At 70.7% G+C, this 26,491-nt stretch carries 24 protein-coding genes; 12 read left to right on the top strand and 12 right to left on the bottom strand.

What is annotated here, in order from left to right; genetic code table 11:
- Positions 1 to 198 precede the first annotated feature (198 nt).
- Positions 199 to 2,478, top strand: coding sequence for a DEAD/DEAH box helicase (locus RWN05_RS13555; RefSeq protein WP_314139893.1), 2,280 nt, complete (start codon positions 199 to 201; stop codon positions 2,476 to 2,478).
- Positions 2,479 to 2,534: 56 nt separating this feature from the next.
- On the opposite strand, the gene RWN05_RS13550 is transcribed toward RWN05_RS13555, so the two are convergent.
- The gene (locus RWN05_RS13550) at positions 2,535 to 4,052 is read right to left on the bottom strand and encodes a carboxylesterase family protein (protein ID WP_314139891.1); all 1,518 of its coding nucleotides are present in this window, start codon (positions 4,050 to 4,052) and stop codon (positions 2,535 to 2,537) included.
- A 67-nt stretch (positions 4,053 to 4,119) separates the two neighbouring features.
- On the opposite strand from RWN05_RS13550, the gene RWN05_RS13545 reads away from it, so the two are divergent.
- Positions 4,120 to 4,542, top strand: a complete 423-nt coding sequence (locus tag RWN05_RS13545) for a GNAT family acetyltransferase (RefSeq protein WP_314139890.1) — start codon at positions 4,120 to 4,122, stop codon at positions 4,540 to 4,542.
- Positions 4,543 to 4,611: 69 nt separating this feature from the next.
- Here RWN05_RS13545 and RWN05_RS13540 read toward each other — a convergent pair whose 3' ends face one another.
- The 5 genes from RWN05_RS13540 to RWN05_RS13520 form a co-directional block, all read right to left on the bottom strand.
- Positions 4,612 to 5,703 carry an Rv2578c family radical SAM protein gene (locus tag RWN05_RS13540; protein WP_314139889.1) on the bottom strand — a complete coding sequence of 364 codons (1,092 nt, stop codon included), beginning with the start codon at positions 5,701 to 5,703 and terminating at the stop codon, positions 4,612 to 4,614.
- Positions 5,704 to 5,750: 47 nt separating this feature from the next.
- Positions 5,751 to 6,581 (bottom strand): energy-coupling factor transporter transmembrane component T, encoded by an 831-nt coding sequence (locus tag RWN05_RS13535; RefSeq protein ID WP_314139887.1) that lies wholly within the window; start codon positions 6,579 to 6,581, stop codon positions 5,751 to 5,753.
- Positions 6,578 to 8,281: an ATP-binding cassette domain-containing protein gene (locus RWN05_RS13530; protein WP_314139885.1), complete on the bottom strand. Its 1,704-nt coding sequence runs from the start codon at positions 8,279 to 8,281 to the stop codon at positions 6,578 to 6,580. Before RWN05_RS13530 ends, RWN05_RS13535 begins: the two co-directional genes overlap by 4 nt.
- 45 nt (positions 8,282 to 8,326) lie before the next feature.
- On the bottom strand, positions 8,327 to 8,908 hold the full coding sequence (locus tag RWN05_RS13525; protein ID WP_064294240.1) for an ECF transporter S component: 582 nt from the start codon (positions 8,906 to 8,908) through the stop codon (positions 8,327 to 8,329).
- Between the two features lie 113 nt (positions 8,909 to 9,021).
- The gene (locus RWN05_RS13520; RefSeq protein ID WP_314139883.1) at positions 9,022 to 9,972 is read right to left on the bottom strand and encodes a pirin family protein; all 951 of its coding nucleotides are present in this window, start codon (positions 9,970 to 9,972) and stop codon (positions 9,022 to 9,024) included.
- Between the two features lie 118 nt (positions 9,973 to 10,090).
- On the opposite strand from RWN05_RS13520, the gene RWN05_RS13515 reads away from it, so the two are divergent.
- From RWN05_RS13515 to RWN05_RS13495, 5 genes are all read left to right on the top strand, one after another.
- Positions 10,091 to 11,209 carry an AI-2E family transporter gene (locus tag RWN05_RS13515; RefSeq protein ID WP_071259781.1) on the top strand — a complete coding sequence of 373 codons (1,119 nt, stop codon included), beginning with the start codon at positions 10,091 to 10,093 and terminating at the stop codon, positions 11,207 to 11,209.
- A 47-nt stretch (positions 11,210 to 11,256) separates the two neighbouring features.
- Positions 11,257 to 11,685 carry a DUF3592 domain-containing protein gene (locus RWN05_RS13510; protein ID WP_139205341.1) on the top strand — a complete coding sequence of 143 codons (429 nt, stop codon included), beginning with the start codon at positions 11,257 to 11,259 and terminating at the stop codon, positions 11,683 to 11,685.
- 123 nt (positions 11,686 to 11,808) lie between these two features.
- Positions 11,809 to 12,423 (top strand): hypothetical protein, encoded by a 615-nt coding sequence (locus RWN05_RS13505; protein WP_064294244.1) that lies wholly within the window; start codon positions 11,809 to 11,811, stop codon positions 12,421 to 12,423.
- Between the two features lie 142 nt (positions 12,424 to 12,565).
- A complete protein-coding gene (locus RWN05_RS13500; RefSeq protein ID WP_064294245.1) occupies positions 12,566 to 13,333 on the top strand; it encodes a YcnI family protein in 768 nt (255 codons plus the stop codon).
- Positions 13,333 to 13,992: a copper resistance CopC family protein gene (locus RWN05_RS13495; protein WP_064294246.1), complete on the top strand. Its 660-nt coding sequence runs from the start codon at positions 13,333 to 13,335 to the stop codon at positions 13,990 to 13,992. Before RWN05_RS13500 ends, RWN05_RS13495 begins: the two co-directional genes overlap by 1 nt.
- Before the next feature lie 127 nt (positions 13,993 to 14,119).
- Here RWN05_RS13495 and RWN05_RS13490 read toward each other — a convergent pair whose 3' ends face one another.
- Positions 14,120 to 14,779, bottom strand: coding sequence for a fasciclin domain-containing protein (locus tag RWN05_RS13490; RefSeq protein ID WP_064294247.1), 660 nt, complete (start codon positions 14,777 to 14,779; stop codon positions 14,120 to 14,122).
- Between the two features lie 208 nt (positions 14,780 to 14,987).
- Here RWN05_RS13490 and recQ point away from each other — a divergent pair, with 208 nt between their 5' ends.
- The 4 genes from recQ (at position 14,988) to pip (ending at position 21,296) form a co-directional block, all read left to right on the top strand.
- The gene (gene recQ, locus RWN05_RS13485; RefSeq protein ID WP_314139880.1) at positions 14,988 to 16,982 is read left to right on the top strand and encodes a DNA helicase RecQ; all 1,995 of its coding nucleotides are present in this window, start codon (positions 14,988 to 14,990) and stop codon (positions 16,980 to 16,982) included.
- A gap of 161 nt (positions 16,983 to 17,143) precedes the next feature.
- Positions 17,144 to 19,225, top strand: a complete 2,082-nt coding sequence (locus RWN05_RS13480; RefSeq protein WP_079001514.1) for an acyl-CoA dehydrogenase — start codon at positions 17,144 to 17,146, stop codon at positions 19,223 to 19,225.
- A 90-nt stretch (positions 19,226 to 19,315) separates the two neighbouring features.
- Positions 19,316 to 20,203: a neutral zinc metallopeptidase gene (locus RWN05_RS13475; RefSeq protein ID WP_121291646.1), complete on the top strand. Its 888-nt coding sequence runs from the start codon at positions 19,316 to 19,318 to the stop codon at positions 20,201 to 20,203.
- Between the two features lie 133 nt (positions 20,204 to 20,336).
- Positions 20,337 to 21,296: a prolyl aminopeptidase gene (pip, locus tag RWN05_RS13470; RefSeq protein WP_285038334.1), complete on the top strand. Its 960-nt coding sequence runs from the start codon at positions 20,337 to 20,339 to the stop codon at positions 21,294 to 21,296.
- Between the two features lie 117 nt (positions 21,297 to 21,413).
- On the opposite strand, the gene RWN05_RS13465 is transcribed toward pip, so the two are convergent.
- The 5 genes from RWN05_RS13465 to RWN05_RS13445 form a co-directional block, all read right to left on the bottom strand.
- Positions 21,414 to 22,136 carry a polysaccharide deacetylase family protein gene (locus tag RWN05_RS13465; protein ID WP_314139877.1) on the bottom strand — a complete coding sequence of 241 codons (723 nt, stop codon included), beginning with the start codon at positions 22,134 to 22,136 and terminating at the stop codon, positions 21,414 to 21,416.
- 101 nt (positions 22,137 to 22,237) lie between these two features.
- Positions 22,238 to 22,708 carry an adenylyltransferase/cytidyltransferase family protein gene (locus RWN05_RS13460; protein ID WP_064294253.1) on the bottom strand — a complete coding sequence of 157 codons (471 nt, stop codon included), beginning with the start codon at positions 22,706 to 22,708 and terminating at the stop codon, positions 22,238 to 22,240.
- Positions 22,709 to 22,854: 146 nt separating this feature from the next.
- Complete coding sequence (locus tag RWN05_RS13455) at positions 22,855 to 23,577, bottom strand: polysaccharide deacetylase family protein (RefSeq protein WP_314139875.1); 723 nt, start codon at positions 23,575 to 23,577, stop codon at positions 22,855 to 22,857.
- Positions 23,574 to 24,554, bottom strand: a complete 981-nt coding sequence (locus RWN05_RS13450; RefSeq protein WP_314139873.1) for a glycosyltransferase — start codon at positions 24,552 to 24,554, stop codon at positions 23,574 to 23,576. The genes RWN05_RS13455 and RWN05_RS13450 overlap by 4 nt, the downstream gene beginning before the upstream one ends.
- Positions 24,551 to 25,594, bottom strand: coding sequence for a glycosyltransferase (locus tag RWN05_RS13445; RefSeq protein WP_071259750.1), 1,044 nt, complete (start codon positions 25,592 to 25,594; stop codon positions 24,551 to 24,553). Before RWN05_RS13445 ends, RWN05_RS13450 begins: the two co-directional genes overlap by 4 nt.
- Before the next feature lie 228 nt (positions 25,595 to 25,822).
- On the opposite strand from RWN05_RS13445, the gene RWN05_RS13440 reads away from it, so the two are divergent.
- The gene (locus RWN05_RS13440; RefSeq protein WP_314139871.1) at positions 25,823 to 26,461 is read left to right on the top strand and encodes a hypothetical protein; all 639 of its coding nucleotides are present in this window, start codon (positions 25,823 to 25,825) and stop codon (positions 26,459 to 26,461) included.
- Positions 26,462 to 26,491 lie beyond the last annotated feature (30 nt).

The raw sequence follows: 26,491 nt of genomic DNA, 5'->3' as shown, positions 1-26,491 counted from the left end.
TACCGCGGAGGGTTATGTCAGTCTGGTGGGCCGGTTTCGTCGGAGAGAACTCCGCGAACACACACATGATGTGGACGGCCCCGGCCAGTGATCGCCCGGGTATGAGCATGCCGCAGCGCAGCCGAGGTTTCGGATGGCGCTGTGTGAGTCATGCAGGTTGTTCATGCGAACGAGTTATAACCCGGAAAGCATTTCTCCATGCCCAAGAACAACACCCCCGCCGGCAAACGCCCGGCCAAGAACTTCGACCCCAAGTCCAAGTACGGCGAGAACAAGCGGCCCTTCGGCTCACGCCCCGGCGCGAAGTCCGGCAGCAAGAGCGAAGGCCACCGCGGCTACCGTCCCGACGCCGGTGGAGCGCCGCAGAAGTCTCGCTGGAACGCAGACGAGCGTGCCGAGCGCGCCGCCCGCTTCGAATCGGAGGAGCGCGGCGACCGCGCACCCCGCGGCGACCGCAACGAGCGCCCCTCGTACAACCGTGGTGGCGACCGCAACGAGCGTCCTGCGTACAACCGTGGTGGCGACCGGAACGAGCGTCCTGCGTACAACCGTGGTGGCGACCGGAACGAGCGTCCTGCGTACAACCGTGGTGAGCGGACTGAGCGTCCGTCGTACGGCGACCGCAATGAGCGCCCGTCGTACAACCGCGGTGGCGACCGCAATGAGCGCCCCGCGTACAACCGTGGCGAGCGGACTGAGCGTCCGTCCTACGGCGACCGGAACGAGCGTCCGGCGCACAACCGTGGTGAGCGGACTGAGCGTCCGTCGTACGGTGACCGGAACGAGCGTCCGGCGTACAACCGTGGCGAGCGGTCCGAGCGTCCCTCGTACGGCGACCGGAACGACCGTCCTGCGTACAACCGTGATGGTGACCGGAACGAGCGTCCGGCGTACAACCGTGGTGGCGACCGCAACGAGCGCCCGGCCTACAACCGGGGTGAGCGCACGGAGCGTCCCTCCTACGGCGACCGCACCGAGCGTCCGTCCTACGGGGACCGCCCAGCTCGCCAGGGTGACCCGCGTCAGGCGAACCGCACCGACCGCCCCGCGCGTTCGTACGACGACCGCCCCAAGCGGTCCTTCGAGGAGCGTCCGGCGCGTTCGTACGACGACCGCCCCAAGCGGTCCTTCGACGACCGCCCCAAGCGGTCCTTCGACGACCGCCCGAAGCGCTCGTTCGACGACCGCGGCGCGTCGGACGCCGGCCGTGGCAGCGACTACTACCCGAAGCGCGACGCCGGCTCCTACACGCCCCAGGACGACGTGGTGCTCGAGCGCCTCGAGGCCGACGCGATCCAGGCCGGCGACGTCGAGGGTGTGACCTTCGAGAGCCTCGGCCTCGGCGGCAACATCGTCCGTGCGCTCGCCGAGCTCGGCGCCGACAGCCCGTTCCCGATCCAGGCGGCGACCATCCCGGATGTCATCGCGGGCCGCGACGTGCTCGGACGTGGCCGCACCGGCTCCGGCAAGACCATCGCCTTCGGTGCCCCGCTCGTCGAGAAGCTCATGGAGAACGGCGGCGGCAAGAACCGCAAGCCGGGTCGCAAGCCCCGCGCCCTCATCCTCGCCCCGACGCGTGAGCTCGCCCTGCAGATCGACCGCACCGTGCAGCCCATCGCGCGCGCCGTCGGCCTCTTCACCACGCAGATCTACGGCGGTGTCCCGCAGGGTCGCCAGGTCGGCGCACTGCAGCGCGGCGTCGACATCATCGTCGGCACGCCCGGTCGCATCGAGGACCTCATCGAGCAGGGTCGCCTCGACCTCTCGCAGGTCACCGTGACCGTCCTCGACGAGGCCGACCACATGTGCGACCTCGGCTTCCTCGAGCCCGTGCAGCGCATCCTGCGTCGCACCGCGCCCGACGGCCAGAAGCTCCTCTTCTCCGCCACCCTCGACAAGGGTGTCGCCGCCCTCGTCAACGAGTTCCTCCCGAACCCGTCGGTGCACGAGGTCGCCGGTGAGGACCAGGCGTCCTCCACCATCGACCACCGCGTGCTGGTGGTCGAGCACAAGGGCAAGGACCGCCTCATCGAGGAGCTCGTCAACCGCACCGAGAAGACCCTCGTGTTCGCCCGCACCCGGGCGTACGCCGAGCGTCTCGCGGAGCAGCTCGGCATGGCGGGCATCCCCGCCGTCTCGCTCCACGGCGACCTCAACCAGGCGCGCCGCACGCGCAACCTGGAGAAGCTCACCTCGGGTCGGGTCAACGTGCTCGTCGCCACCGACGTCGCCGCCCGCGGCATCCACGTCGACGACATCACGCTCGTCGTGCAGGCCGACGCCCCGGACGAGTACAAGACGTACCTGCACCGCGCCGGCCGCACCGGTCGTGCCGGCAAGATCGGTCGCGTCGTCACGATCATCCCCAAGGCCCGTCGCCGCCGGATGACCGAACTGCTCGACCGCGCTGAGATCGAGGCCGCGTTCGACGACGCCGCCCCCGGCGACCAGCTCGTCGAGGACATCGCCACCGCGTAGTCCGCACCGCAGCAGAAACGCCCGCCGAGCTCACGCTCGGCGGGCGTTCTCGCGTGTCAGGGGGTGAGGGCCGCCCGCTCGTCGTCGCGCGGCGCGAGGACGACGGCGTCGTCGACCCCGTCGAAGGTCCGGACCGGGCGGGTGGCGTCCCAGCGCTGCCAGCCCGGGTCGCCTGCCTTCGCGAACGCGACCCAGGCGTCGTGCATCGCGGTCGCGAGCGACTGCGGGGCCGAGCGGCCGGCCATCCGGACGGCCTCCGGGGAGTCGAGGTGGTCGAAGACGAAGCCGATCTCCATCGCGTGGGCCGCACCGAGCTCACCTTCGCCGTCCCCGCCGACCGGGCTCCGCCAGGCGAACTCGTACACCCAGGTGTCCGAGCCGTTGTCGGCGCGTGCGTCCGCCAGTTGATTGAGCGGGACGCGGAGCAGGATGTCGGTGGCGATCGCCCCGAGGATCTCGCCGGACTTCGCTTTCGGGCGGTTGCGGCGGAAGGTGCGCACGGCCGAGGCACTGACCCCGAAGCGCAGTCGAGCCGCGAACAGCTGGAGACGGGTGATCCGCCGGGAGATACCGGTCGGGACGAGGAACAGGCGGTGCTCCTCCGTCGTCGTCCCGATGAGCACGGGGATGTCGGCGGAGCCGCCCGACACCAGGGCGTCCAGCGGACTCAGCGGCGCGAGTGGTGACGACGTCGTGATCGAGAACCCCGGACCGCCGGTCAGCGGGTTGCCTCCGCCCATCACCCGTTCCTGGGCCCCGACGAGTCCTTCCGGCGGCACGCGGCGGAAGCCGGCTCGGGTGGTCGGGACGCCGAGGTCCTTGCCCATGAGCTTCGAGATCCGGCCGGAGCGCTCTCGGGGTTCCGATCGCAGCGGGCCGCTCTGGATGATCGCCCGTCGCATCACGGACGAGGCGTCCGGGTGCGCGAGGAGTGCGGCGACCGAGGCCCCGCCAGCGGACTCTCCGAAGACGGTGACGTTGTCGGGGTCACCGCCGAAGCGGGCGATCTCGTCCTGCACCCACGTCAACGCGGCGAGTTGGTCGGCGAGACCGAGGTTCAGCGGGACGTCGTCGAGCACCGAGAACCCCTCGGACCCGAGGCGGTAGTTGACGGAGACGAGGACGACGCCGTCGCGCGCGAACGCAGTGCCGTCGTACGAGTCGAGTGCGTTGGAGCCGTGTACGAGCGAGCCGCCGTGGATCCACACCATGACCGGGAGCGGGGTGTCGGACCGCTCGGCCGGGGTCCAGATGTTGAGGTTCAGGATCTCATTGCCCGGCACCGTCACGGTGGCGAGCAGCTCGCCGACCGCGCCGGCGTAGGGCGGCTGCGGGGCGGTCGCACCGGGACGGGTGGCATCGCGGGGGTCGTCCCAGGGCACGACCGGCTGGGGGAGTCGGAAGCGGTCGTCACCGAACGGAGCTGCCGCGTACGGGATACCGAGGAATCGGGAGACACCCGCTTCGGTGCGCCCGGTGATCGGGCCGCTGCCGGTGGCGATGGTGACCGGTGTCGATCCGTCAGACGCTGGGATCGGTTCGCCGGTCGGTTCCAGGCCAGGGTCGATGCTCATACGGGTCCGTTCGTCGATGCTCGGGTGACCAACTGTATCGACGCCGCGTGTGCGGAAGACTGGGTTGATGCAGATCCGTCCCTTCACGCCGTCCGACACCGAGGCCGTCATCGCCCTCTGGCACACCGTCGGGCTCACCCGACCGTGGAACGACCCGGCGAAGGACATCGAGCGCAAGTCGACGACGCAGCCCGAGCTGTTCCTCGTCGCGGCGGATGCCGACGGCGCCCTCGTCGGCACCGCGATGGTGGGGTACGACGGCCACCGCGGTTGGGTGCACTACCTGGCGGTGTCGCCGGCCCAGCAGGGCGACGGGCTCGGACGGCAGCTCATGACCGAGGCCGAACGCCTGCTCACCGAACTCGGGTGCCCGAAGATCAACCTCATGGTCAGGACGGGCAACGACCGGGTGATCGGCTTCTACGAGGCGCTCGGGTACGGCACCGACGAGGTCGCGCTGCTCAGCAAGCGGCTCATCCCCGACGCCTGACGCCGGTTCGTTCGCCCATTCTTGGGCGAGGGAGTCCTCGTTCGCCCGAGAATGGGCGAACGAGCGGGGTCAGAAGAGGGTCGGCTGGACCTGCAGGCCGGTCGTGACGAACTCCGGGGCGCGCCTGCGCAGCTCGGCCCGCTCGCCGTACCCGTCGCGCAACATGCCGAGCGCCGACGAGCGGACGCCCCCGGTGGCGGGGTCTTCGGTGCCGCGCTCGAGCCCGTGCTCGCGGATCATCGGGCGGATGCGCGCGGCGAGCCACTTCCGGTACTCCTTCGGGGCGTAGGCGCCGTCGGCGTACATCGCGGTGTAGCGGTCGACGAGCTCGGGGTGCTGCCGCGACAGCCACTGCATGAACCAGGGTTTGACGCCGGCTTTCAGGTACAGGGTCGAGAAGAGGACGGTGCTCGCGCCGGCCTCGCGGATGCGCGACAGGGCGAGGTCGAGGTGGTCGACGGTGTCGGTCAGGTAGGGGAGGATCGGCATCATGAAGACCCCGACGTCGAAGCCGAGGTCGGCAGCAGCGCGGACGGTCGCGAGTCTGGCCGCCGCCGTCGGGGTGCCGGGTTCGATCGACTGCTGGAGCTCGTCGTCGTAGATGGCGATCGACATGGCGAGGTCGACCGGTACGCGTTGAGCGACCTCGGCCAGGAGGGGCAGGTCTCGCCGGAGCAGCGTGCCCTTCGTCAGGATCGAGAACGGGGTCCCCGAGTCGGCGAGGGCGTTGATGATCCCCGGCATGAGCCGGTACTTGCCCTCGGCGCGCTGATACGGGTCGGTGTTCGTGCCGAGCGCCACCGGGTGCCTGCCCCAGCTCGCCTTCGCGAGCTCCTTCTCGAGGACCTCGGCGACGTTCACCTTGACGATGAGCTGCGAGTCGAAGTCCTTCCCGGCGTCGAGGTCCAGATACGAATGCGTCGGTCGGGCGAAGCAGTACACGCAGGCATGCGAGCAGCCCCGATAGGGGTTGATGGTCCACCCGAAGGGCATCACGGACTGACCGGGTACGCGGTTGAGGGCGGACTTCGCGAGCACCTCGTGGAAGGTGATCCCGGCGAACTCCGGCGTCTGGACGCTGCGCACCAGATTGTTCAGCTTCGCGAGGCCCGGCAGCGCCGACGTCGTCTCAACCCCGAGTTCCTGACCGCTCCACCGCATGCCTCCATTAGAACATATGTTCGAGTCATGAGGGTGACTCCGGACGATCAGTTCCGGGCGACGGGACCCGGACCGGCGGCGAGGCTCCACCAGAGGAGGGCGGCGCTCACGAGCCAGAAGGCGACCATGAAGCACCAGTCGCGGGTGCGGAAGGGGGTGCGGGTCCGCTCCGTGCGCTGCGGATGGGCACCGAACGCGCGGGAGTCCATGGCGAGCGCGACCCGCTCCGCGTGACGGATGGCGCCGGCCAGCAGCGGCACGACGGTACCGGCGGCGCGGCGGACCGCGGCGATCGGTCCGCGACCCTCGGCCATGCCGCGGACGCGATGGGCGGAACGGATGACCTCCAGCTCGTGCCCGAACCGCGGCACGAACCGGTAGGCGGCGAGCGCCGTGTACCCGATCCGGTAGGGCACGTGCAGCTGCTGGATCATCGCGCGGACGAACTCCGGGCCGGTCGAGGTGAGGCCGCCGATGCAGGCGAGGACGAGGAGGGCCGCGAGCCGCAGGGCCGTCGCGAGGCCGACGAGCAGCGCCCCGAGGAAGAACCGGTAGTCGCCGACCTGGAACAGCAGGACGGACTGGTCGACGCGGCTCGGGTCGGTCCACAGGCCGAAGCTGAACGACATGATCGCGACGATGAGCGGCAGCGCCACGAAGAGCAGGAGGGCGACCGTCCGCGTCAGGCTGGCTCCGACGAGGATGACGACGACCGCGAGGGCGATGAAGAGCGCGGGCGTGACCGGGTCCCTCGTGAACGCCAGCAGGATCATCACCGGGAGCGGAGCACCGAGCTTCGCGAGCGGGTTCAACCGGTACAGGAATCGACCGGCCGGTGCCGTGCTCGACGCGTACGGGTCGATCGTCGTGGCGCTCATCGGGCGGCCGCCCCGGGCAGGTCGTCGAGTCTCGACACGTGCCGCCAGTCGGGGTGGTTCGCCAGCGAGCGCATCGCCTGGGCGAGCGGCGGTGGCCGGAGCCCCGCGCGGCGCAGGAGCTCGTCGTCGCCGAGGACCGCGGCGGTCGTGTCGTGGGCGAGCAGGCGACCGCCGGCCATGACCGCGACGTGACTCGCGTGATCGGCGACGAGTTGGAGGTCGTGGGTCACGACGAGGACCGTGGTGCCCTGCGCGTTGAGGCCGGCGAGGAGGTCCAGGAGCTCGTTCGCCCGCGCCCGGTCCTGACCGAAGGTCGGTTCGTCGAGCGCGAGCACCGGAGCTCCGGCGATGAGGGCGCTCCCGACGGACAGCCGGCGCTTCTGGCCGCCCGACAGGAGGAACGGGTGCACGTCGCGAGCGGATTCCAGGCCGAACCGCCGCAGCAGGTCGTCGACGCGCCGCTCGATCCCGGTGTCGTCGACGCCCCGGATCCGCAGGCCGTGCGCGAGTTCGTCGTGGACGGTGTGGGCGATGAACTGGTGCTCGGGGTTCTGGAAGACGAAGCCGATGTGCGCCGCGATCGTCCGGACGTCGCTGCGCCCCGGGTCGATCCCGCCGACGCCGATGCGGCCGCGGGGAGGCCGGACCACCCCGGCGATCGCCTGGAGCAGCGTCGTCTTGCCGGCGCCGTTCGTCCCGATCACGGCCAGGAAGTCGCCCGCAGCGACCTCGAGGCTCACCTCGTGGAGGACCGGGGTGCGCCGGCGGCCCCGACCGCGTTCGACGCTGAGCCGGTCGACGCGGACCGCGACCGACCGCTCGGCGGTGATCGGGGCGACGGGTGCCGCCGGCGGCGCCGGCAGTGCGGTCGCATCGAGTGCGGCGGTCAGCTCGGCGGGTGTCAGGGGGAGGTCCGGCAACGTGACACCGGCCGACCGCAGACGCAGCGCGGCGAGCGTCGCGACGGGGAGCCAGACGCCCATGGCGAGGAGCTCGTCGAGGTGTCCGAGCAGGACGTCGCGGGTCGGGCCGTCGAAGGCGAGCCGCCCGTCACGATCGAGGACGACGACCCGGTCGACGAGGTCGATGGCGGCGTCGAGGTTGTGCTCGACGAGCAGGATCGCGTGCCGCTTCCCGGCGTCGTCGGGGCCGGAGACGAGTGAGCGGAGGGCGGCGTAGACCTCCTCGATCCCGGCCGGATCGAGGTTCGCCGTCGGTTCGTCGAGGACGAGGAGGTCGCTCCCCATCGCCAGGGCGCAGGCGATCGCGAGTCGCTGTCGGCCGCCGCCCGAGAGCCGGTCGGGGTTCTCGGTCCGGCGCTCCCAGAGCCCGACCTGCCGGAGCGCCCGTTCGGCGCGGGACAGCACCTCCTCGACGGGGAGCAGGAGGTTCTCCGGGCCGAAGCACACCTCGTCGAGGACCGTTCCGGTGACGATCTGCGCGTCGGGGTCCTGGAACACCATCGCCACGTGCTCGCTCAGCTGCGCGACCGTCGAGGTGGCCGTGTCGAGCCCGCCGGTGATCACAGCACCCTCGAACTCGGCCGGGACGGCGTGGGGGACGAGGCCGTTGAGCGCTAGGGCGAGCGTCGACTTCCCCGAGCCGCTCGGCCCGAGCAGCAGGACCACCTCACCGGGTGCGACCTGGAACGACACGTCGTCCGGGGTCCACTCCTCGCGCTCGTCGTGACGGATGCGCACCCGCCGGACAACGGTGGCGGGGTGCGTCGGCGGTGCGGGGTCCACTCAGGCCCGCGTGCCGGCCGAGCCGCGGTCGCGCTGCAGCGGTTTCGCGATGGACCGCCCCACACCGGCTCTCGCGAGGGCCGCTGCGACCGCCCGCCCGAGCGCGGTGAAGGCGATCGGGCTCAGGACGAAGAGCGCGATGTAGACCGTCTGGGCGAGGGGCGCGAAGTGCTCGATCCCGAGGACGACGAGCACGGAGCCGCCGAAGACGAGTCCCGCGATGCCCGCAGCCAGGTAGAAGACCCAGGCCTTCCAGACGCGGTAGCGCGACACGGCGAAGGGGATCTCCTGCAGGAGCCCGATCGCGAGGCCGGTGCCGAAGTAGCGGAAGAACCACTGCGGGCTGAACGCCGCCGAGACGAGGCCTGCGGTCAGCCCGGTCATGAGGGCCACGCCACCACGTCGGAGGAGCGCCTGCGCGACGACGCCCGGCAGGAAGTACACGCCGATGATGAGGCCGTAGAGCACGGGTGCGGTCGCGGAGATCGTGCCGCCGACGTACCCGGAGACGACGAAGACGAGGCCGCCCCCGACGCCGATGGCGGCGCAGGTCAGCAGCAGTCGCGTACTCAGACGTTGCATGAGCCCACCTTCACGAGCAGCCGATCTCCTGAGGACAGCCTATCCTTTATCGGCCCGTCGAGACGCCGACGGACACTGCTCGGAACGGGGTCCCGAGCACCCGATCCGGGCGATCAGATCGAGCGTCGGCGCGGGGTCAGCCGGACGTTCGGCAAGGGCGGCGCCGGGATGCGGTCCGTGCCGTGGCCGGCGACCGAGCCGAAGCGCGGCGACCCCGCCTCCCAGTCCTCCCGGGCGGACGCGATGTCCTCGTGAGTGCGACCGACGAAGTTCCACCACATGACCAGCTCCTCCGGGAACGGCGTCCCTCCGAGGAGCACGAAGCGGGCACCGGTCGCGCTCCGGAACTCGAGGCGATCGCACCCGGGCGCCAGGTAGAGCAACGGGCCCGAGTCGAGTTCGACGCCGCCGACCTCGAGCACCCCGTCGAGCACCAGGACGCCGTGCTCGAAGGCCGGATCCACCGGCACCTCGACGACGGTGTCGGCCTCGAGCGTCACGTCGGCACCGAGCAGGGGCGAGTGGACGGTCGCGGTCGACGTCGCCCCGCCGAGCGTGCCGACGAGGACGGTCGCCTCCAGTCCCGGAGCGCGGTGGACGGGCAGGTCCGTGTGCTGCTCGAACGCCGCCGGCACCGAGGCGGCTGCCTCCGGGAGCGCCACCCACAGCTGGAGGCCGTGCATGGCGGCCGCCTCCTCGCCCACCGAGAACTCGGAGTGCGACACGCCGCGGCCGCTCGTCATGAGGTTGAGCTCGCCCGGGCGGACGACCACGTCGCTGCCCACGCTGTCGCGGTGGCGGATGTCGCCGACCAGTGGCCACGTCACGGTCTGCAGGCCGGTGTGCGGATGGGGCAGGACGCGCATCAGCGTGCGGTCCTCGTCGAAGCGGTCGAGGAAACACCAGGCGCCGATCATCGGCAGCTCGCGCTGCGGGAGGGTGCGGTGGACGCTCAGGCCGCGGACGCCGCCCAGGGGGACCTCGCGGGCCTCGAGGAGTCTCGTCCCGGATCCGTCAGGTGCGTGGCAGACGCTGGGGACCGGGTCGGCGTCGAGTCTCGTCATGAGCGCCTCCTTATCACGGACAACGCTACTCCCGCTCGGCCTGACCTCGGCCCGCACCGACGTGGTTGACTGGGCGCGGGGCCCGTCCGGCTCCGCCGCTGCCGAGATTGGGGATCCCATGGGCCTGTTCGACAAGCATGAGGACGCACCGGAGCCGCTCGCCCGCGGCCTCTGGCACGACCGCATCGGCACGCTCGCGACCCGGAGTGTCCAGACGCTCGCCATCGTCGCGGTCGCCGCGCTGATCGTCTTCGCGCTGACCCAGCTCTCACTCGTGATGATCCCCGTCGTCATCGCACTCATCCTCGCCTCGGCGATCTACCCGCTCATGCGGTGGATGCGGTCGAAGGGGCTCCCGTCGATCCTCGCCACCTGGATCGCCCTCGTCTCGATCCTCGTCGTCCTCGGCGGCATCGGGTGGCTCATCGTCTGGGCCGTGCGCAGCCAATGGGACGACCTCGTCGACTCCGCCTCGAAGGGCTTCGGTCAGCTGCAGGACTGGCTCGGCACCCTGCCGTTCGACATCGACGAGAAGCAGATCGAGGACGCCAAGCAGACCGCGGTCGACTTCCTCACCTCGAGTCAGTTCGGCAGCGGGGCGCTCGCCGGTGTCTCCGCGACGGCGAGCTTCCTCACCGGCCTGGTGCTCATGGTCGTCGTCCTGTTCTTCTTCCTCAAGGACGGGCCGCGGCTGTGGGAGTTCCTGCTCCGCCCCTTCACCGGAACCGCATACGACCGTGCCAAGCGCATCGGCGGCAAGACGGTGGACACCCTCGGCGGGTACGTGCGCGGCACGGCGACCATCGCGGCCGTCGACGCGATCGGTATCGGTATCGGCCTCGCGATCATCGGGGTCCCCCTCGCCCTCCCGCTCAGCGTCATCGTGTTCCTGACCGCCTTCATCCCGATCGTCGGTGCGACCGCCGCGGGCATCCTCGCGGCCCTCGTCGCGCTCGTCGCCAACGGTCCGGTCGCCGCCCTCATCGTCGTCGGCATCGTCGTGCTCGTGAACCAGCTCGAGGGCAACTTCCTCCAGCCCGTCGTCATGGCCCGCTCGCTCAAACTGCACGCCCTCGTCGTCCTCCTCGCCCTGACCGCCGGCACCATCCTCGGCGGCATCGTCGGCGCGGTCCTCGCCGTCCCGATCGCCGCGGTCGCGTGGGGCATCATCGGCGTCTGGAACGGTCCGGACCAGCCGGCCGAGCCCATGCGACAGAAGCGACCCGAGTCCGTCTGAGGGAGGCCGTCCGGGTCGTGGGTCCGCCCGCCGGATAGCATGTGATCGTGGACCCCCACGATCTCCTCGGCCTCGTCCTCGAGGTCTTCACCTGGATCGGCTTCGGCAGCGCCGTCGTCGTGCTGATCGTCATGCTCATCGCGCGGGCCGCGGACGGCAGCTGGGTGGAGACGCACGGGGTCATCGTGGACCTGCCGGACGACGCGGACGGCGGGCAGGGGCGCGAGGTCCGCTGGATGACCGAGTCGGCCGAGCTGTACTCACGACCCGTCACGGACGCGGAGATCGACGCCCTCCGCGACCCCGAGGAGCCGAACGTCTTCTACGCCCGCCGGGAACCGTCGCGCGCACGCTTCCGCCGGACGGCCGATCACACGAGAGCGCTCCGGCTGCTCTTCGGCGTGACCTTCGGCATCGGCGTCGTCTGCTCCATCGCCTCGATCGTGCTGCTGTTCGTCGCCGACACCGGGGCCTGACCACCCCTCCCCGGTCCCTGAGTACCCTCTCCCCGGTCCCTGAGCCTGTCGAAGGGCGGCGCTCGGGTAGGCTGTGAGCACGAGCGTCGACACCTGGTCCGCTCGTTCTCCCGGAGGCAGCGCATGACGGAACGGTGGGCCCGTGTCGCCCGCGGCACCGCCGCAGCCGCGTTCGCCACCTTCGCCGCCGCCCTCTCGCACACGATCGGTGGGGCCGCCGCGCCGTCCGCGTTCGTGCTCCTGGTCGGTGGAACCTTCGCCGTCCTGGTCTGTGTCCTCCTCGCCGGCCGCCGCATCACCGCACTCGGGGTCGTCGCCTCCGTGCTCGTGAGTCAGCTCGGCTACCACGCGCTCTTCACCCTCGTCCCGAGCACCGTCAGTGCCACGGTCGCCTCCGGCGGCGCGGCGGGCCCCGCCGACTGGCACCGGCACGGGGTCGTCGAACTCGCGACCGGCGGCGTCACCACGGCACACTCCCACGGCGACACCACGATGTGGGCGGCGCACCTCGTCGCGGCCGTCGCGACCATCGCCGCCATCCTGTTCGCCGAACGCGCGACGCTCGCCGCGCTCGCCGCGCTGACCGTCCGGATCCTCGCCCGCCGTGCAGCACCGACCCACCTCGTCCCTGCGCCCCGTCGGGTGCGCTGGGTCCGGGTCAACCGTCGCCCCCGCAACCTCGGGGTGGTCCTGCTCCACCTGCGACACCGCGGTCCGCCGGCGCTCGCCGCCGCCTGACCGACGCATCACCCTCCGACCGGGACGGGTGCCGTGCGTGGCCGGGTCGGCCCAGCACAGCAGCACCCTTCGGCGCGCCATCCGGCGCGACCATCCCCATTCCGCACGCTCGACGCCGTGCGGATCAGTCGACAGGACCATCATGAACGCAACCACCCCCCGCCCCACCTTCCGCAAGCCCGCCGTACTCGGTGCCGTCGCCATCGGCGCCGGAGCGCTCCTCGCGGTCGGCGCACCGCTGGCAGCCAGCGCCCACGTCAGCGTCACGCCGACCTCCACGGCCGCCGGCTCCTACACGGTGCTGAGCTTCGCCGTCGGTCACGGCTGCGACGGCTCGCCCACGACGAGCCTCTCCTTCGAGATCCCCGAGGAGATCAACGCCGTGACGCCGACGGTCAACCCGAACTGGACCATCGACAAGCAGATGGCCCCGCTCGCGAAGCCCATCACCGACAGCCACGGTGAGCAGCTCGCCGAGCGTGTCGGCACGGTCGTCTACACGGCCAAGACGCCGCTCGCCGACGGCTACCGCGACACCGTCTCCTTCCAGGTCCAGCTGCCGGCCGACGCCGAGGGCAAGACGCTCGTCTTCCCGGTGACGCAGACCTGCGAGGTCGGCCAGACCGACTGGACCGACGTCGCGAAGGACGGTCAGACCGAGGACGACCTCGAGTCGCCGGCGCCGGTCGTCGTCGTGACCGCTGCCGAGGCCGGCGACCACCACGGTGGCGCCGCCACGGACGACGACGGTGACGGCGACCACACCGAGGCCGCCGCCGCGACCGACGCCGGCAGCACCGACGTGCTGGGCCGCGTGCTCGGCATCGCCGGTCTCGTCGTCGGTGCCGCCGGCATCGTCATCGCTGCCTCCGCACGCCGCGCAGCGTCCGACGCGAAGCGCCAGGCCTGATGACGGTCTCCCGCCGTCGCCGTCTCGTCGGCACCGCTGCGACCGCGTTCCTCGCGGTCGCAGCGGTGCTCGCCGTGGCCCAGCCGGCCTCAGCGCACAACAGCATCATCTCGACGACGCCGGCCGAGGGGTCGACGATCACGGAGCAGCCGGAGCAGCTCGTCATCACGACGAACGACAACCTGCTCGACCTCGGGGACGCCGGCCAGTCCAACCAGATCCAGGTGACCGGTCCCGGTGACGAGCGGCTGTACTACGGCACCGCCTGCGCAGCCGTGAACGGCCCGGCGCTCGTCATGCCGCTGCAGCTCGGGCAAGCCGGCGAGTACACCGTCGTCTGGCAGCTCGTCTCGACCGACGGCCACCCGCTGTCGGGCAGCTACACCTTCGAGTGGGCGCCGGCCGAGGGCCAGGAACTCGCGACGGGGAGCGCGAAGCCCGCGTGCGCGACGGGCGGTGCCTCCACGGTCGAGCCCTCGTCGGAGGCGGGCGGTGTCGAGCCGCAGTCGTCATCCGACGGCGGCTTGAGCGGCGATGTGTGGTGGATCGTCGGCGCGATCGGCGTCGTCCTGATCGCCGGCATCGGCGTGCTCCTCGTGACCCGGCGGAAGCCGGAGCCCGTCTCGGACGACCAGGGCACGGACACCTCCGCGCCCTGAGCCGTACCCCGCCCGGTCCCTGAGCTTGTCGAAGGGTCCCGACACGACGGAACAGCCCCGCCATCCTCGAGAGGATGACGGGGCTGTCGCTGTTACCGGTGTAGCGTGCGGGTGAACCCGCGGTCGGCTACTTTGCCGGCGGCATCAGCACCGAGTCGATGAGGTACACGGTCGCGTTGGCGGTCTTGACGCCACCGCAGATGACCTTGGCACCGTTGACGGTGATGTTGTCACCCGAGCCCTCGACCTTGACGGTTCCACCCTCGACGGTGGTCTGCTCACCGTCGATGTCGGACGGAGCGATCTGGCCGGGGATCACGTGGTACGTGAGGATCGAGGTCAGCGTCGCGGCACCCTCAGGCGTCTTGAGGCTGTCGATCGTGGCGGCGTCGATCTTCTTGAACGCGTCGTCGACCGGGGCGAAGACGGTGAATTCGGAGCCGTTCAGCGTGTCGACGAGGTTGACGTCGGGGTTCAGCTGGCCGGAGACCGCAGCGGTCAGCGTGGTGAGGAGCGGGTTGTTCGACGCGGCGACGGCGACGGGGTCGGCCGACATGCCGGCGACGGAGCCTGCACCGTCCGGGACAGCCTCGGCGTAGGCGGCGCAGCCCGAGCCGACGAGGTCCGCTGCGGGGTCGGAGGTCATGCTCGACTCGGAGGGAGCGGAGCTCGGCTCCATCGACGAACCGCTGTCGGAGCTGGAGCCGCTGGAACAGGCGGCGAGGCCGAAGGTCGCGACGGCGGCGAGTGCGAGCACTGCCATGTGGTTTCGCTTGATGGTACGCATGTGATTCTCCTTTGATGAGGTTTGGACCGGTTGTCGAGTGCCTCTCAGAACCGGCCCTCGATGACACTTCGGAGCCCCCTCGGGGGTGGTTTGGAAAAAGATCCGATCGCGACTCGGACGGGGTCGCGCATTAAGAGGAGCGAAATTCTTCGGATCCGTTCCTGTGGAGGGGCACCGGGGTGTCAGCCGCTGCGGCTACGATCGACGGATGAGCTGGAGCACCGAACCCGACTGGATCCCGGACGACGCGGACGCTCCCGACGACTTCGACGCCCCGCCGCCCGACGACGCGTATCTCGGCGGTGGCGTCGCCTGGGGGAGCGGTGCTGTCACCTCGGCTCCCGCCGCTCCGCCTGTGGTGGCGGTGCGTGCGGCAGGCCAGAAGTTCGCCACGGCGCAGGAGGCACTCCACACGGTCTTCGGGTACGACGCGTTCCGCGGTGAGCAGCAGCAGATCATCGAGCAGGTCGCCGGAGGCGGCGACGCGGTCGTCCTCATGCCGACGGGTGGGGGCAAGAGCCTCTGCTACCAGATCCCCGCCCTGCTCCGGCCGGGCACCGGCATCGTCGTCTCCCCACTGATCGCCCTCATGCAGGACCAGGTCGACGCCCTCCTCGCCGTCGGTGTCCGCGCCGCGTTCCTCAACTCGACCCAGGATCCGGCTGAGCGCTCCCGGGTCGAACAGGCCTACCTCGCGGGCGAGCTCGACCTCCTCTACGTCGCGCCCGAGCGTTTGAGCTCCGAGGCGACCCGGCGCTTCCTCGGCCAGGGCACCATCGCCCTGCTCGCGATCGACGAGGCGCACTGTGTGTCGCAGTGGGGGCACGACTTCCGTCCCGACTACCTCATGCTCGGCGAGCTCGCCGAACGCTGGCCCGACGTCCCGCGCATCGCACTCACGGCGACCGCGACCGAGGCGACGCACCAGGAGATCACGCAGCGGCTCCACCTCGGCGAGGCGAAGCACTTCGTCTCGAGCTTCGACCGCCCGAACATCCAGTACCGGATCGTCGGCAAGAACGAGGTCCGCAAGCAGCTCGTCGCGTTCGTGAAGGAGCAGCCGGCCGGCACCGCGGGGATCGTCTACTGCCTGAGTCGGAAGACGGTGGAGCAGACGGCACAGCTGCTGCGCGACAACGGGGTGGACGCCGTGGCGTACCACGCCGGACTCGACGCCTCCGTGCGTGCCGCGGCGCAGTCGCGCTTCCTCCGCGAGGACGGCGTCGTGGTGGTCGCGACCATCGCCTTCGGCATGGGGATCGACAAGCCGGACGTCCGCTTCGTCGCCCACGTCGACCTCCCGAAGAGCGTCGAAGGCTACTACCAGGAGACGGGCCGCGCGGGGCGAGACGGCGAGCCGTCCATCGCCTGGCTCGCGTACGGTCTGCAGGACGTCGTCCAGCAGCGGCGCATGATCGCCGAGTCGCCGGGCGACCTCGCGCACCAGCGCAATCTCAGCGCCCACCTCGACGCGATGCTGGCCCTCTGCGAGACCGTCGACTGCCGCCGGGTCAACCTGCTGCGCTACTTCGGTCAGCCCTCCACGCCGTGCGGCAACTGCGACACCTGTCTCGAACCCCCGGTCACCTGGGACGGCACCGTGCCGGCGCAGAAGCTCCTCTCGACGATCGTGCGCCTGAAGCGCGAGCGCAACCAGTCCTTCGGTGCGGGGCAGATCATCGACATCCTCCGCGGCAAGCGCACCGACCGCGTCGCCCAGCAGCGGCACGACGAACTCGCGACCTTCGGCATCGGCGAGGACCTCAGCGACCAGGAATGGCGCGGCGTCGTCCGTCAGCTGCTCGCACGCGACCTCCTGGCCACCGTCGGCGAGTACGGCACGCTCGGCCTCACCGAGGGGAGCGCCGAGGTGCTCGCGGGGAACCGGCCGGTGGCCATGCGTCGCGAGCCGGAACGCGCCGCCCGCTCCTCGTCGAGGTCGTCCTCCCGCTCGTCGAGCGCGAACGCCGAGCTCGAGCCGGCCGCGGCCGAGCTGTTCCAGGCCTTGCGTGCCTGGCGGGCCGCGGTGGCGAAGGAGCAGGGCGTCCCCGCCTACATCGTCTTCGGCGACGCGACTCTGCGGGAGGTCGCGACGGCGAAGCCCGACTCGCTCGGCGCGCTCGACGGCATCAGCGGCATCGGCGCGAAGAAGCTCGACGCCTACGGGCAAGCGCTCATCGAGGTCGTCGCCGCCAACGCCTGACGCCGCTCCTGAGAGCCAGCTGCGACAGCTGTGGGGGAGGACCAAGTCGATCGACGACGATCGGGCGGGCCCTTGTCCACATCCCACAGGCGCTTTCACCCATCGTTATGACAGTCCTACCATTGTGGGAGGTTTTCATGGGTGAAAGGCAGGACACAGCGATGGTCGACACAGCGATCCGGACGAGCGTCAGCGGGAGCACGGCAGCGACGGTCGAGGTGGCGCCGTCCGACGCGCGGATCGACGTCCCGGCGCTGGCGCACCAGCTGCTCGGCACCTGGCCTGAGGCCCGTCTCGCGTCCCGGGCGCTCGCCGCCAAGCCGGAGATGCAGCGCATCGAGGGCCAGTCGATGGACGACCATCGCGACCGCGTCTTCCACCAGCTCAAGCTCCTCGTCGAGAACGGTCAGGTGCACAAGGCGTTCCCGAAGCGCCTCGGCGGTGCCGACGACCACGGCGGCAACATCGCCGGGTTCGAGGAGCTCGTCCTCGCCGACCCGTCCCTCCAGATCAAGTCCGGTGTGCAGTGGGGGCTCTTCGGTGCGGCGATCCTGCACCTGGGCACCGAGCCGCACCACGACGCGTTCCTGCCCGGCGCGATGAACCTCGACGTCCCCGGCGCCTTCGCGATGACGGAGTCCGGTCACGGCTCCGACGTCGCCTCGATCGCGACCACCGCGACGTACGACCCGGAGACCCAGGAGTTCGTCATCGACACCCCGTTCCGCGCGGCGTGGAAGGACTACCTCGGCAACGCAGCGGTCCACGGGAAGGCGGCGACGCTGTTCGCGCAGCTCATCACGAAGGGCGTGAACCACGGTGTGCACTGCTTCTACGTGCCGATCCGCGACGACGAGGGTGCGTTCCTCCCCGGGATCGGCGGCGAGGACGACGGTCTGAAGGGCGGGCTCAACGGCATCGACAACGGCCGGCTCCACTTCACCGGGGTGCGCGTGCCGCGCACCAACCTCCTCAACCGCTACGGCGACGTCGCCGAGGACGGCACCTACTCCTCGCCGATCAAGAGCCCCGGGCGTCGCTTCTTCACTATGCTCGGGACGCTCGTCCAGGGCCGGGTGTCCCTCGACGGGGCCGCCACGTCGGCCTCCGCGCTCGCCCTCCAGATCGCGATCACCTACGGCAGTGAGCGTCGGCAGTTCAACGCGGGCAGCGACACCCAGGAAGAGGTCATCCTCGACTACCAGCGCCACCAGCGTCGGCTCCTGCCGCGCCTTGCGACGACGTACGCGCAGATCTTCGCCCACGACCGACTGCTCGTGAAGTTCGACGAGGTGTTCAGCGGCAAGGCCGACTCGGACGACGACCGTCAAGACCTCGAGACGCTCGCGGCGGCCCTCAAGCCGCTGTCGACCTGGCACGCGCTCGACACGCTCCAGGAGGCGCGCGAGGCATGCGGTGGCAACGGCTTCCTCGCGGAGAACCGCCTCACCGGCCTGCGCGCCGACCTCGACGTCTACGCGACGTTCGAGGGCGACAACAACGTGCTGCTGCAGCTCGTCGCCAAGCGACTCCTCACCGACTACAGCCGGAAGTTCGCGAAGGTCGACGCCGGTGCGCTCGCCCGCTACGTCGTCGAGCAGGCGACCGACCGCGCCGTCCACAGCAGCGGACTCCGGAGCCTTGCGCAGACCGTGAAGGACTTCGGGTCCACCGCACGCTCGGTGAGCCAGCTGCGCGACACGAACGTCCAACGCGAGCTGCTGACCGAGCGCGTCGAGTCGATGATCGCCGAGGTCGCGACCAAGCTGCGCGGCGCGAACAAGCTCTCGAAGCAGGCCGCGTCCGACCTGTTCAATGCACACCAGAACGAGCTCATCGAGGCGGCGCGCGCCCATGGCGAGCTCCTGCAGTGGGAGGCGTTCACCGAGGGTGTCGAGCAGATCCAGGATCCCGGGACGAAGCAGGTACTGACCTGGGTGCACGACCTCTTCGGGCTCTCGCTCATCGAGAAGCACCTCGCCTGGTACCTCATCCACGGGCGCCTCTCGCCGCAGCGCGGCCAGGCCGTCAGCGCCTACGTCGACCGCCTCATCTCCCGGCTGCGTCCGCACGCCCTCGATCTCGTCGAGGCGTTCGGCTTCGCGCCCGAGCACGTGCGGGCACCCATTGCGACGGGCCAGGAGGCGCAGCGTCAGCAGGAGGCCGCCGACTACTTCGCCGCCCTCCGCGCCTCGGGCGACGCGCCCGTCGACGAGAAGACGCTCACGAAGAAGCAGCGCTGACCGCAGCCGGCTGACGGGAGGCAGATCGTCGTCGGCGCAAGGGTCCGGCGACGATATGCCTCACCTCGCGCTGCGCGGTAGGGTGCCGACATGACGTTCAACGACAACGCCGACATCAGCGGGAACAAGGTCAAGCGACGGGGCCGCACGACCGGCATCGCCGTCGGTGGCGGCGCGGTCGGCGTCATCGTGATCGCCCTCATCTCGCAGTTCCTCGGGGTCGACGTGTCGGGCATCCTCGGTGGCGCGGGTGTCGGCGGGGGCCAGCAGGAGGAGACCCAGCTCTCCGACGAGTGCCAGACGGGCGCCGACGCGAACGCGAGCGTCGACTGCCGCATGGGTGGTGCTTACTCGTCGCTCGACGCCTACTGGGCCGAGGAGCTGCCCGCGCTCGGTGCCGACTACACCTCGCCGGCCGATTTCATCATCTTCGATCAGCAGACGAACACGGGTTGCGGGGCCGCCACGAGCGCCACCGGCCCGTTCTACTGCCCTCCGGATCAGACCATCTACATCGACACCAGCTTCTACGCTGAACTGCGCGACCGCTTCGGGGCGTCGGGCGGACCGCTCGCCGAGATGTACGTCGTCGCCCACGAGTGGGGGCACCACATCCAGGCGCTCACCGGCATCATGGACCGCGCCGATCGCAGCGGTACCGGGCCCGCCTCCGACTCCGTACGGATCGAGGTCCAGGCCGACTGCTTCGCCGGTGCCTGGGTCGCCGCGGCGTCGGACACGGAGGACGCGAAGGGGGTCGCCTTCCTGAAGCCCGTGACCCAGCAGGAGATCGACGACGCGCTGAGCGCCGCGGCGGCCGTCGGTGACGACCGCATCCAGGAGGCCGCGACCGGCCAGGTGAACCCAGAGGCCTGGACCCACGGCTCCGCCGAGCAGCGTCAGCGCTGGTTCATGACCGGGTACCAGTCCGGTCCGTCCGCCTGCGACACCTTCTCGGTGTCCGCCGACCAGCTCTAGCCCGCGAGGGGTCCCGAATGGTCGGTTCAGCGCGTGCCGAGGGGACCATTCGGGACCCCTCGCGAGCTGTGGGGCGATGGGTGCGGCATGCTAGGTGAGACACATGTCGTGAACGCAGGAGGAAGTGGACCGCATGGCTGAGCTGTATCCCGAGATCGAGCCGTACGAGACCGGCATGCTCGACGTCGGCGACGGGCAGTCGCTGTACTGGGAGACCTCCGGCAACCCCGACGGCAAGCCCGTCGTGTTCCTCCACGGTGGCCCTGGCGGCGCGACGAGTCCCGTCCACCGTCGGCTCTTCGACCCGAAGCGCTACCGCATCGTCCTCGTCGACCAGCGCGGCTGCGGCAGGAGCACGCCGCACGCGAGCGACCCGGCGGCCGACCTGTCGACGAACACCACCTGGCACCTCGTCGCCGACCTGGAGACGCTCCGGAAGGCGCTGAAGATCAAGCGCTGGATGGTGTTCGGTGGGTCCTGGGGGTCGACGCTCGCGCTCGCCTACGCCCAGAAGCACACGAAGCGCGTCACCGAGCTCGTGCTCCGCGGCATCTTCACCCTGCGCGACGCCGAGCTCGACTGGTTCTACGAGGGTGGTGCCTCCGCGGTCTTCCCCGACCTGTGGGAGGGCTACCTCGAGCCGATCCCGGTCGGCGAGCGCCGCCACCTCATCGAGGCCTACCACCGGCGGCTGTTCGACGAGGACCCGGCCGTCCACGGGCCGGCGGCCGTCGCCTGGTCGCGGTGGGAGTCGTCGACGATCACGCTGCTCCCGCAGGCGGAGACCGTCGCGCGCTTCACCGACCCGCACTTCGCGGTGGCGTTCGCGCGCATCGAGAACCACTTCTTCACGAACAAGGGCTGGTTCGAACCCGAGCAGCTCATCCGTGACGCCGGCAAGCTCGCCGGAGTCCCCGGTGTGATCGTCCAGGGCCGCTACGACATGTGCACGCCGGTCTTCACCGCGTGGGACCTGCACCGGGCGTGGCCGGAGGCGGACTTCACGATCGTCCCCGACGCGGGGCACGCCTTCGACGAGCCGGGCATCCTGTCGGCGCTCATCGACGCGACGGACCGGTTCGCGAAGGACTGAGGGGCTGTTCCGGTCGCTGATGACGCCCTTCGACAGGCTCAGGGACCGGCGGCGGCTCAGGGACCGGGGGCGGCTCAGGGACCGGCGGCGGCTCAGGGGAGCCGGAGCCGCTGGCGGCTATTCCGTGAAGCGGGCCCGGCGGACGGCCTTGCCCTCGCGCAGCGCTTCGCCGAGCGATCGGCCGACGAGGCCCTCGCGGGCGAACCCGCTCAGCAGCTCGGCTGCGAGCGCACCGCGGTCGACCTCGGGTTCCGGGCCGTCGTCGACGCCGTCGGCCGGGCCGGCGAAGCCGTCGTGGGCGAGCAGGATCGAGCCCTGGTGGCAGTGCCGGACGGCGTGGGCGACGCGCTCGTGCTCGCCGACGTCCTTGACGTCCCAGGCGGTCGCGGTCCACAGCACGGTCTGCAAACCGGCTCGTTTGACGGCCTGCCACGTCTCGATGCTCTGCGCGCCGTAGGGCGGCCGGAACCACTCGATAGGCTGGCCGCTCAGCTGCTCGAGCTCCTGTTTGGCGGCGAGGGTGCGCCGGTAGGCGACCTCTTCGGAGAAGTCCGTGAGGCGAACGTGGTCGTCGCCGTGCAGCGCGAGTTCATGCCCACCGGCGACGATGCGTTCGATGAGCTCCGGGTACTTCCGCGCGCGGCCGACGAGGACGAAGAACGTCGCGGTCGCTCCGGCCTCGGCGAGGGCATCGAGGACCCCAGGCGTACCGTCAGGGCTCGGGCCGTCGCCGTAGGTGATGACGACCGTCCGCTCCTCGGTCGCGACGCCGACGATCGACCCGTGGACGGGCAGCGAGCCGGTGAGCCGGGCGAGCAACGCCTGCCGAGCCTTCGTCATGTGTCCACCGCCCTGTGAGTCGATCCGTCCAACAGTACCTCGCTGTCGTGGCGAACGGGAGCGTGGCCGCGGCGGCGGAACGGGCGCAGGGAGCGCGGGTGTCAGGCCTGGACGAGCGTCGTGTCGAGCTCGCGCTGCTCCTCGAGCTGGGCGAGCGCACGACGGAGTGCCGTGCTCGAGGTGCTCATCGTGTATGGGAAGTAGACGACCTCGACGCCGACCTTGGCGAACTCCGCTTCGAGCCGGAGGCCCTCGGCGGTCCCGCGCCAGTCGTCGCCCTTGAAGAAGATGTCGAACCGGAGCGCGTCCCACGCCTGGAGCTTGTCGTCCCAGGTCTCCTCGACGGCCTCGTCGACGAAGCCGATGTGGCGGACGATCTCGAGACGCTCCGTCAGCGGGACCACGGGCTCGATGCGCTTGCGGGTGCGGAGCAGCTCATCCGAGACGACTCCGGCGATGAGGTAGTCGCACGCGCTCTTGGCGTGGCGCAGGATGTTCAGGTGACCGACGTGGAAGAGGTCGAAGGCCCCTGCGGCGTAGCCCACGCGTCCGACGGTGCTTCGATCGGTCATGTTCGCCCCCTGGCGTGCTCGTGTGGTGTGCGCACGGAGCCGGCTGGATCGACTCCGGTGCTCGGCACGTCCATCGGGCCACTTGCGAGCCTATGAGGGGCATCACGGCTTGCCGAGTCCACTTTCGAGTGGCACCCGGACAGGGCTCAGGACGAGAAGACGGCGCTCTTGACCGGTCGACCGTGCTCGAGCGCATCGGCGAGCGACCGGCCGACCCAGCCTCGCGCCCGGAACTCGGCGAGCAGGGTCGCGATGAGCGCCCCGCGGTCGACCTCGGGCTCGGCTCCGTCGTCGACACCGTCGGCCGGTCCGGCGAAGGCATCGTGCGCCAGCAGGATCGTCCCCGGGCGGCAGTCGGCCAGGGCGTGGGCGACGCGCTCCTCGGCGGCGACGGCGCGCGCGTCCCAGGTGGTCGCCGACCAGAGGACGGATTCGAGGTCGGCCCGGCGGATGGCACGCCAGGTCGCGAGATGCTGAGCCCCGTACGGTGGTCGGAACCATCGGACGGGCGTGCCGGCGAGGTCCTCGAGCTCGTGCTTCGCGTCGACGGTGCGCCGGGTGACCTGCTCAGCTGTGAACGCCGTGAGACGACGGTGGTCGACACCGTGCAGGGCGATCTCATGCCCCTCCGCGGTGATCCGCGGGATGAGCTCCGGGTGACGGCGAGCGCTGCTCAGCAGGACGAAGAACGTGGCGGTCGCCCCGGCGTCGGCGAGGGATCGGAGGACGCCGTCCGTACCGACCGGGTGCGGCCCGTCGTCGTAGGTCAACACGACGGTCGGGGTCGAGGTCTCGATCTCGATGATCGAGCCCAGGGCCGGTAGCGACCGCTTCACGCGATCCTTGAGCCGTGATCCGAGACCGCTCATGATCCCTCGTCCCGCGCGTACTCGCGGAAGACCACGCCGAAGGCGCCGACGAACATGCCGCCACCCTTCCGGATGGCTCGCGCGCCGCGCGCCCGGTGATGGAGCGAGCCGGTGAGCGTCCCGAACACGGAACGTGCGACACCGACCGCGGCCCGAGCGGCACCACCCACCGCCGCGACCACACGGATCCGCGCTCGGTCACGGCGCCCCGACGCGAAGTACCGCTCCACCGTGATCCTGGTGTTGCCATGGCTCCACGCGCGCTTCAACGCCCAGCGCTTCGTCGCTCGGTCCCGTTCGACGAAGTCGTGGGTGACGGACTCGTTGCACCAGACGATCCGCCCGCCCCGCCGGACGAGGTGCTTGCTGAAGAGCGTGTCCTCGCCACCGCCGAGCTCGAGTTTCGACTCGAACCGCACGCCGAGTGCGCGGACCTGGTCGAGGTCCAGGAGCAGGTTCCCGGCGGCGGCCTCGCCGATGACGGTGCCCGTCGGGCGCTGCACGCGGTCGAAGAACCCGCCCGCGACGACCCACGGGTCGGTGCCCTCCGGCAGGTGCGACTGCACGCGACCCATGACCGCCGCAGCGCCCGTCGCCCGCCACGTCTCGACGATGGGCAGCAGCCAGTGCTCGCCCGGTTCCTCGTCGTCGTCGATGAAGACGAGGAGCTCGGCCGGATCCGCCTCGGAGAGCGCCCGGTTCCTCGCCGCCGCGATGCCCGGTGTCGATTCCACCACGTAGCGGACGCCCGCCGTCGACCCGGCGACCTCCCTGGCGCTCGCTGCGGGGTCGTTGTCGATCACGAGCACCTCGGTGCTCACGACCGCCGCGTCGGCATCGCGGAGCCACCGGGTCTGCTCCAGCACCTTCGGCAGGCTCGCGGCAAGGGCTGTCGGGCGTCGGAAGGTGAGGATGCCGACGACGAGGCGGACCTCGGCAGTACGGGCGTCGGGCCTGCCTGCGGACGACCCGGTCATCGCGCGGCCCCGGCCGTGGGCGCCGGAGCTCCGCGTCGGGCGGCGATGGCCCGTCGGTAGGCCTCGACGTGTCGTGCGGCTCCGAGATCCCAATCACGGTCGACGAACGTCACCGGACCGCGCGCTGTGGCGCGGACGTGTTCCATCGCCGAGAGCAGTGCCTCGGCATCGAGCTCGCCGGAGAACCGATGGACCCAACCGGGCCCGACCTCGGCTTCGAGGAGTCGGTTCACGGCGTTGTCCGGCACGAGCACCGGGCGGTCCAGCGACAGGGCGGCCAGCGTGCTGCCGGAGTTGTGCATGAACCGGTACGGGAGGACCACGAGCTCCGACGAGGTCGCGATGTCCACGAGTTCGTCGTCACCGAGGAAGTGGAGGTCGAGCAGGACGTCGTCCTCCCGGCCGGCCAGCGAGGTGAGGGTGTCGGCGAGTTCCGCCGTCGACGGCTTGCCGCCGACGCGGAGCGAGAGTCCGCGGGTCGTCGACACCGCGGAACGGAACGCCTCGATGAGGGTTTCGACACCCTTGTAGCGGCGGATCAGCCCGAAGTACCCGAACCGGCCGTCCTGCTGTGCAGCGCGCGGGTGACGGGCGAACCACTCACGGTAGTGGCCGTGCGGGATCAGGATGGACGGTTGGTCCTCGGGCAGGGTCGTCGTCTCGTTGAGCGTGATCCGGAAGTCCGTGCGTCGGTCGATGAGGCGGAGCAGCGTGATCTCGACCCGCGAGATGTCCTGCGGGAGTTCGACGTTGTGCACCGTCCTGACGATCGGGGTCCGGGTAACCGCGAGCCGGACGATGAGCAGCACGGTGAGGCACTGGCGGAGGAACTGCTTCAGCGGGGTGTGCCCCGACACGAGGATCTCGGGCCAGTGGATGTGGAACGCGTCGTACCGCCCGAGGAGCGCGCCCTTCCAGGTGAAGTTCTGCACCGAGACCCCGGGGACCGCGCGGAGATGGTCGGCGAGCATCACCAGATACGGGTTCGTCGTAGGGCGTGGCACGGGGAACTGCTGCAGGACGGTCAGGTGTCCGCTCATGAACCCTCCAGGGGTCGGTGCTCGGGTGCATCGGTCGCGCTCGGCGTTCGTCGGTGCCTTTCGGTAGCCGAGGGTTCGCTGCGAGATCGGGGAGGCGTCGGGTGGTGTGAGCCATTGTGACATGAGCGGCGGCCGGGGTCGCGAGCCGGACGAGGCCGCGCACGGAGCCGAGGCAGTACACTCGGGGCATCGAGCGCCGGGTGGCCGTCGTCGAGGAGAGGTACGGGCGTGAGCGAGCCGGCAGCAGAGCAGCAGACCCCCACGTCGAGCACGCCCGACCCGCGGCGCCGACGCCCGATGGTCGTCATCTCGGTGCTCGCGGCGGTCGTCGTCGCGGTGGTGGCCGTGGTCGTGGTGTTCGCGGTGAACGCCAACCGCGTCGGCACCGGCGACGTCGTGAACCCGCCCGCCATCACGGGCACGCCCACGCCGAGCCCCATCATCACCGACCCGGCCGAAGCCCTCCCCGAACGCGACCCGGTCGCCGGTGACGCACCCGTGGAGATCGTGCCCGGCGTGACCGTCTCCTTGGGCGACTTCGAGGCGGTCGACGGCGAAGCGAAGGCCCCGGGCGAGACAGCCGGACCCGCGGTCCGGTTCACGGCGACGATCGAGAACGCCACCGACGCCAGCATCGATCTCAGCTCGGTGGTCGTCACGGCGTTCTCCGGAGCCGACCGGGTGCCGGCGGAGCCACTCACCGAACCCGGCGCCGCGCCCTTCGACCCGGAGGTGGCGGCGGGGGACACCGCGACGGCCACGTTCGTCTTCACGGTGCCCGTCGAGCAGCGCGACGACGTCACGATCCTGGTCGATTACCAGGCCGGCGTCCCCGCGGCCGTGTTCCAGGTCACCGCTCCCCGCTGACCCGATCCGGATCCGCGCTGACCCCCGCAG

This window comes from uncultured Plantibacter sp. (assembly GCF_963518075.1).
Lineage (GTDB): Bacteria > Actinomycetota > Actinomycetes > Actinomycetales > Microbacteriaceae > Plantibacter > Plantibacter flavus_A.
Note: the sequence above shows the minus strand (reverse complement) of the source record. Positions and strands in the feature narration are given on the sequence as shown.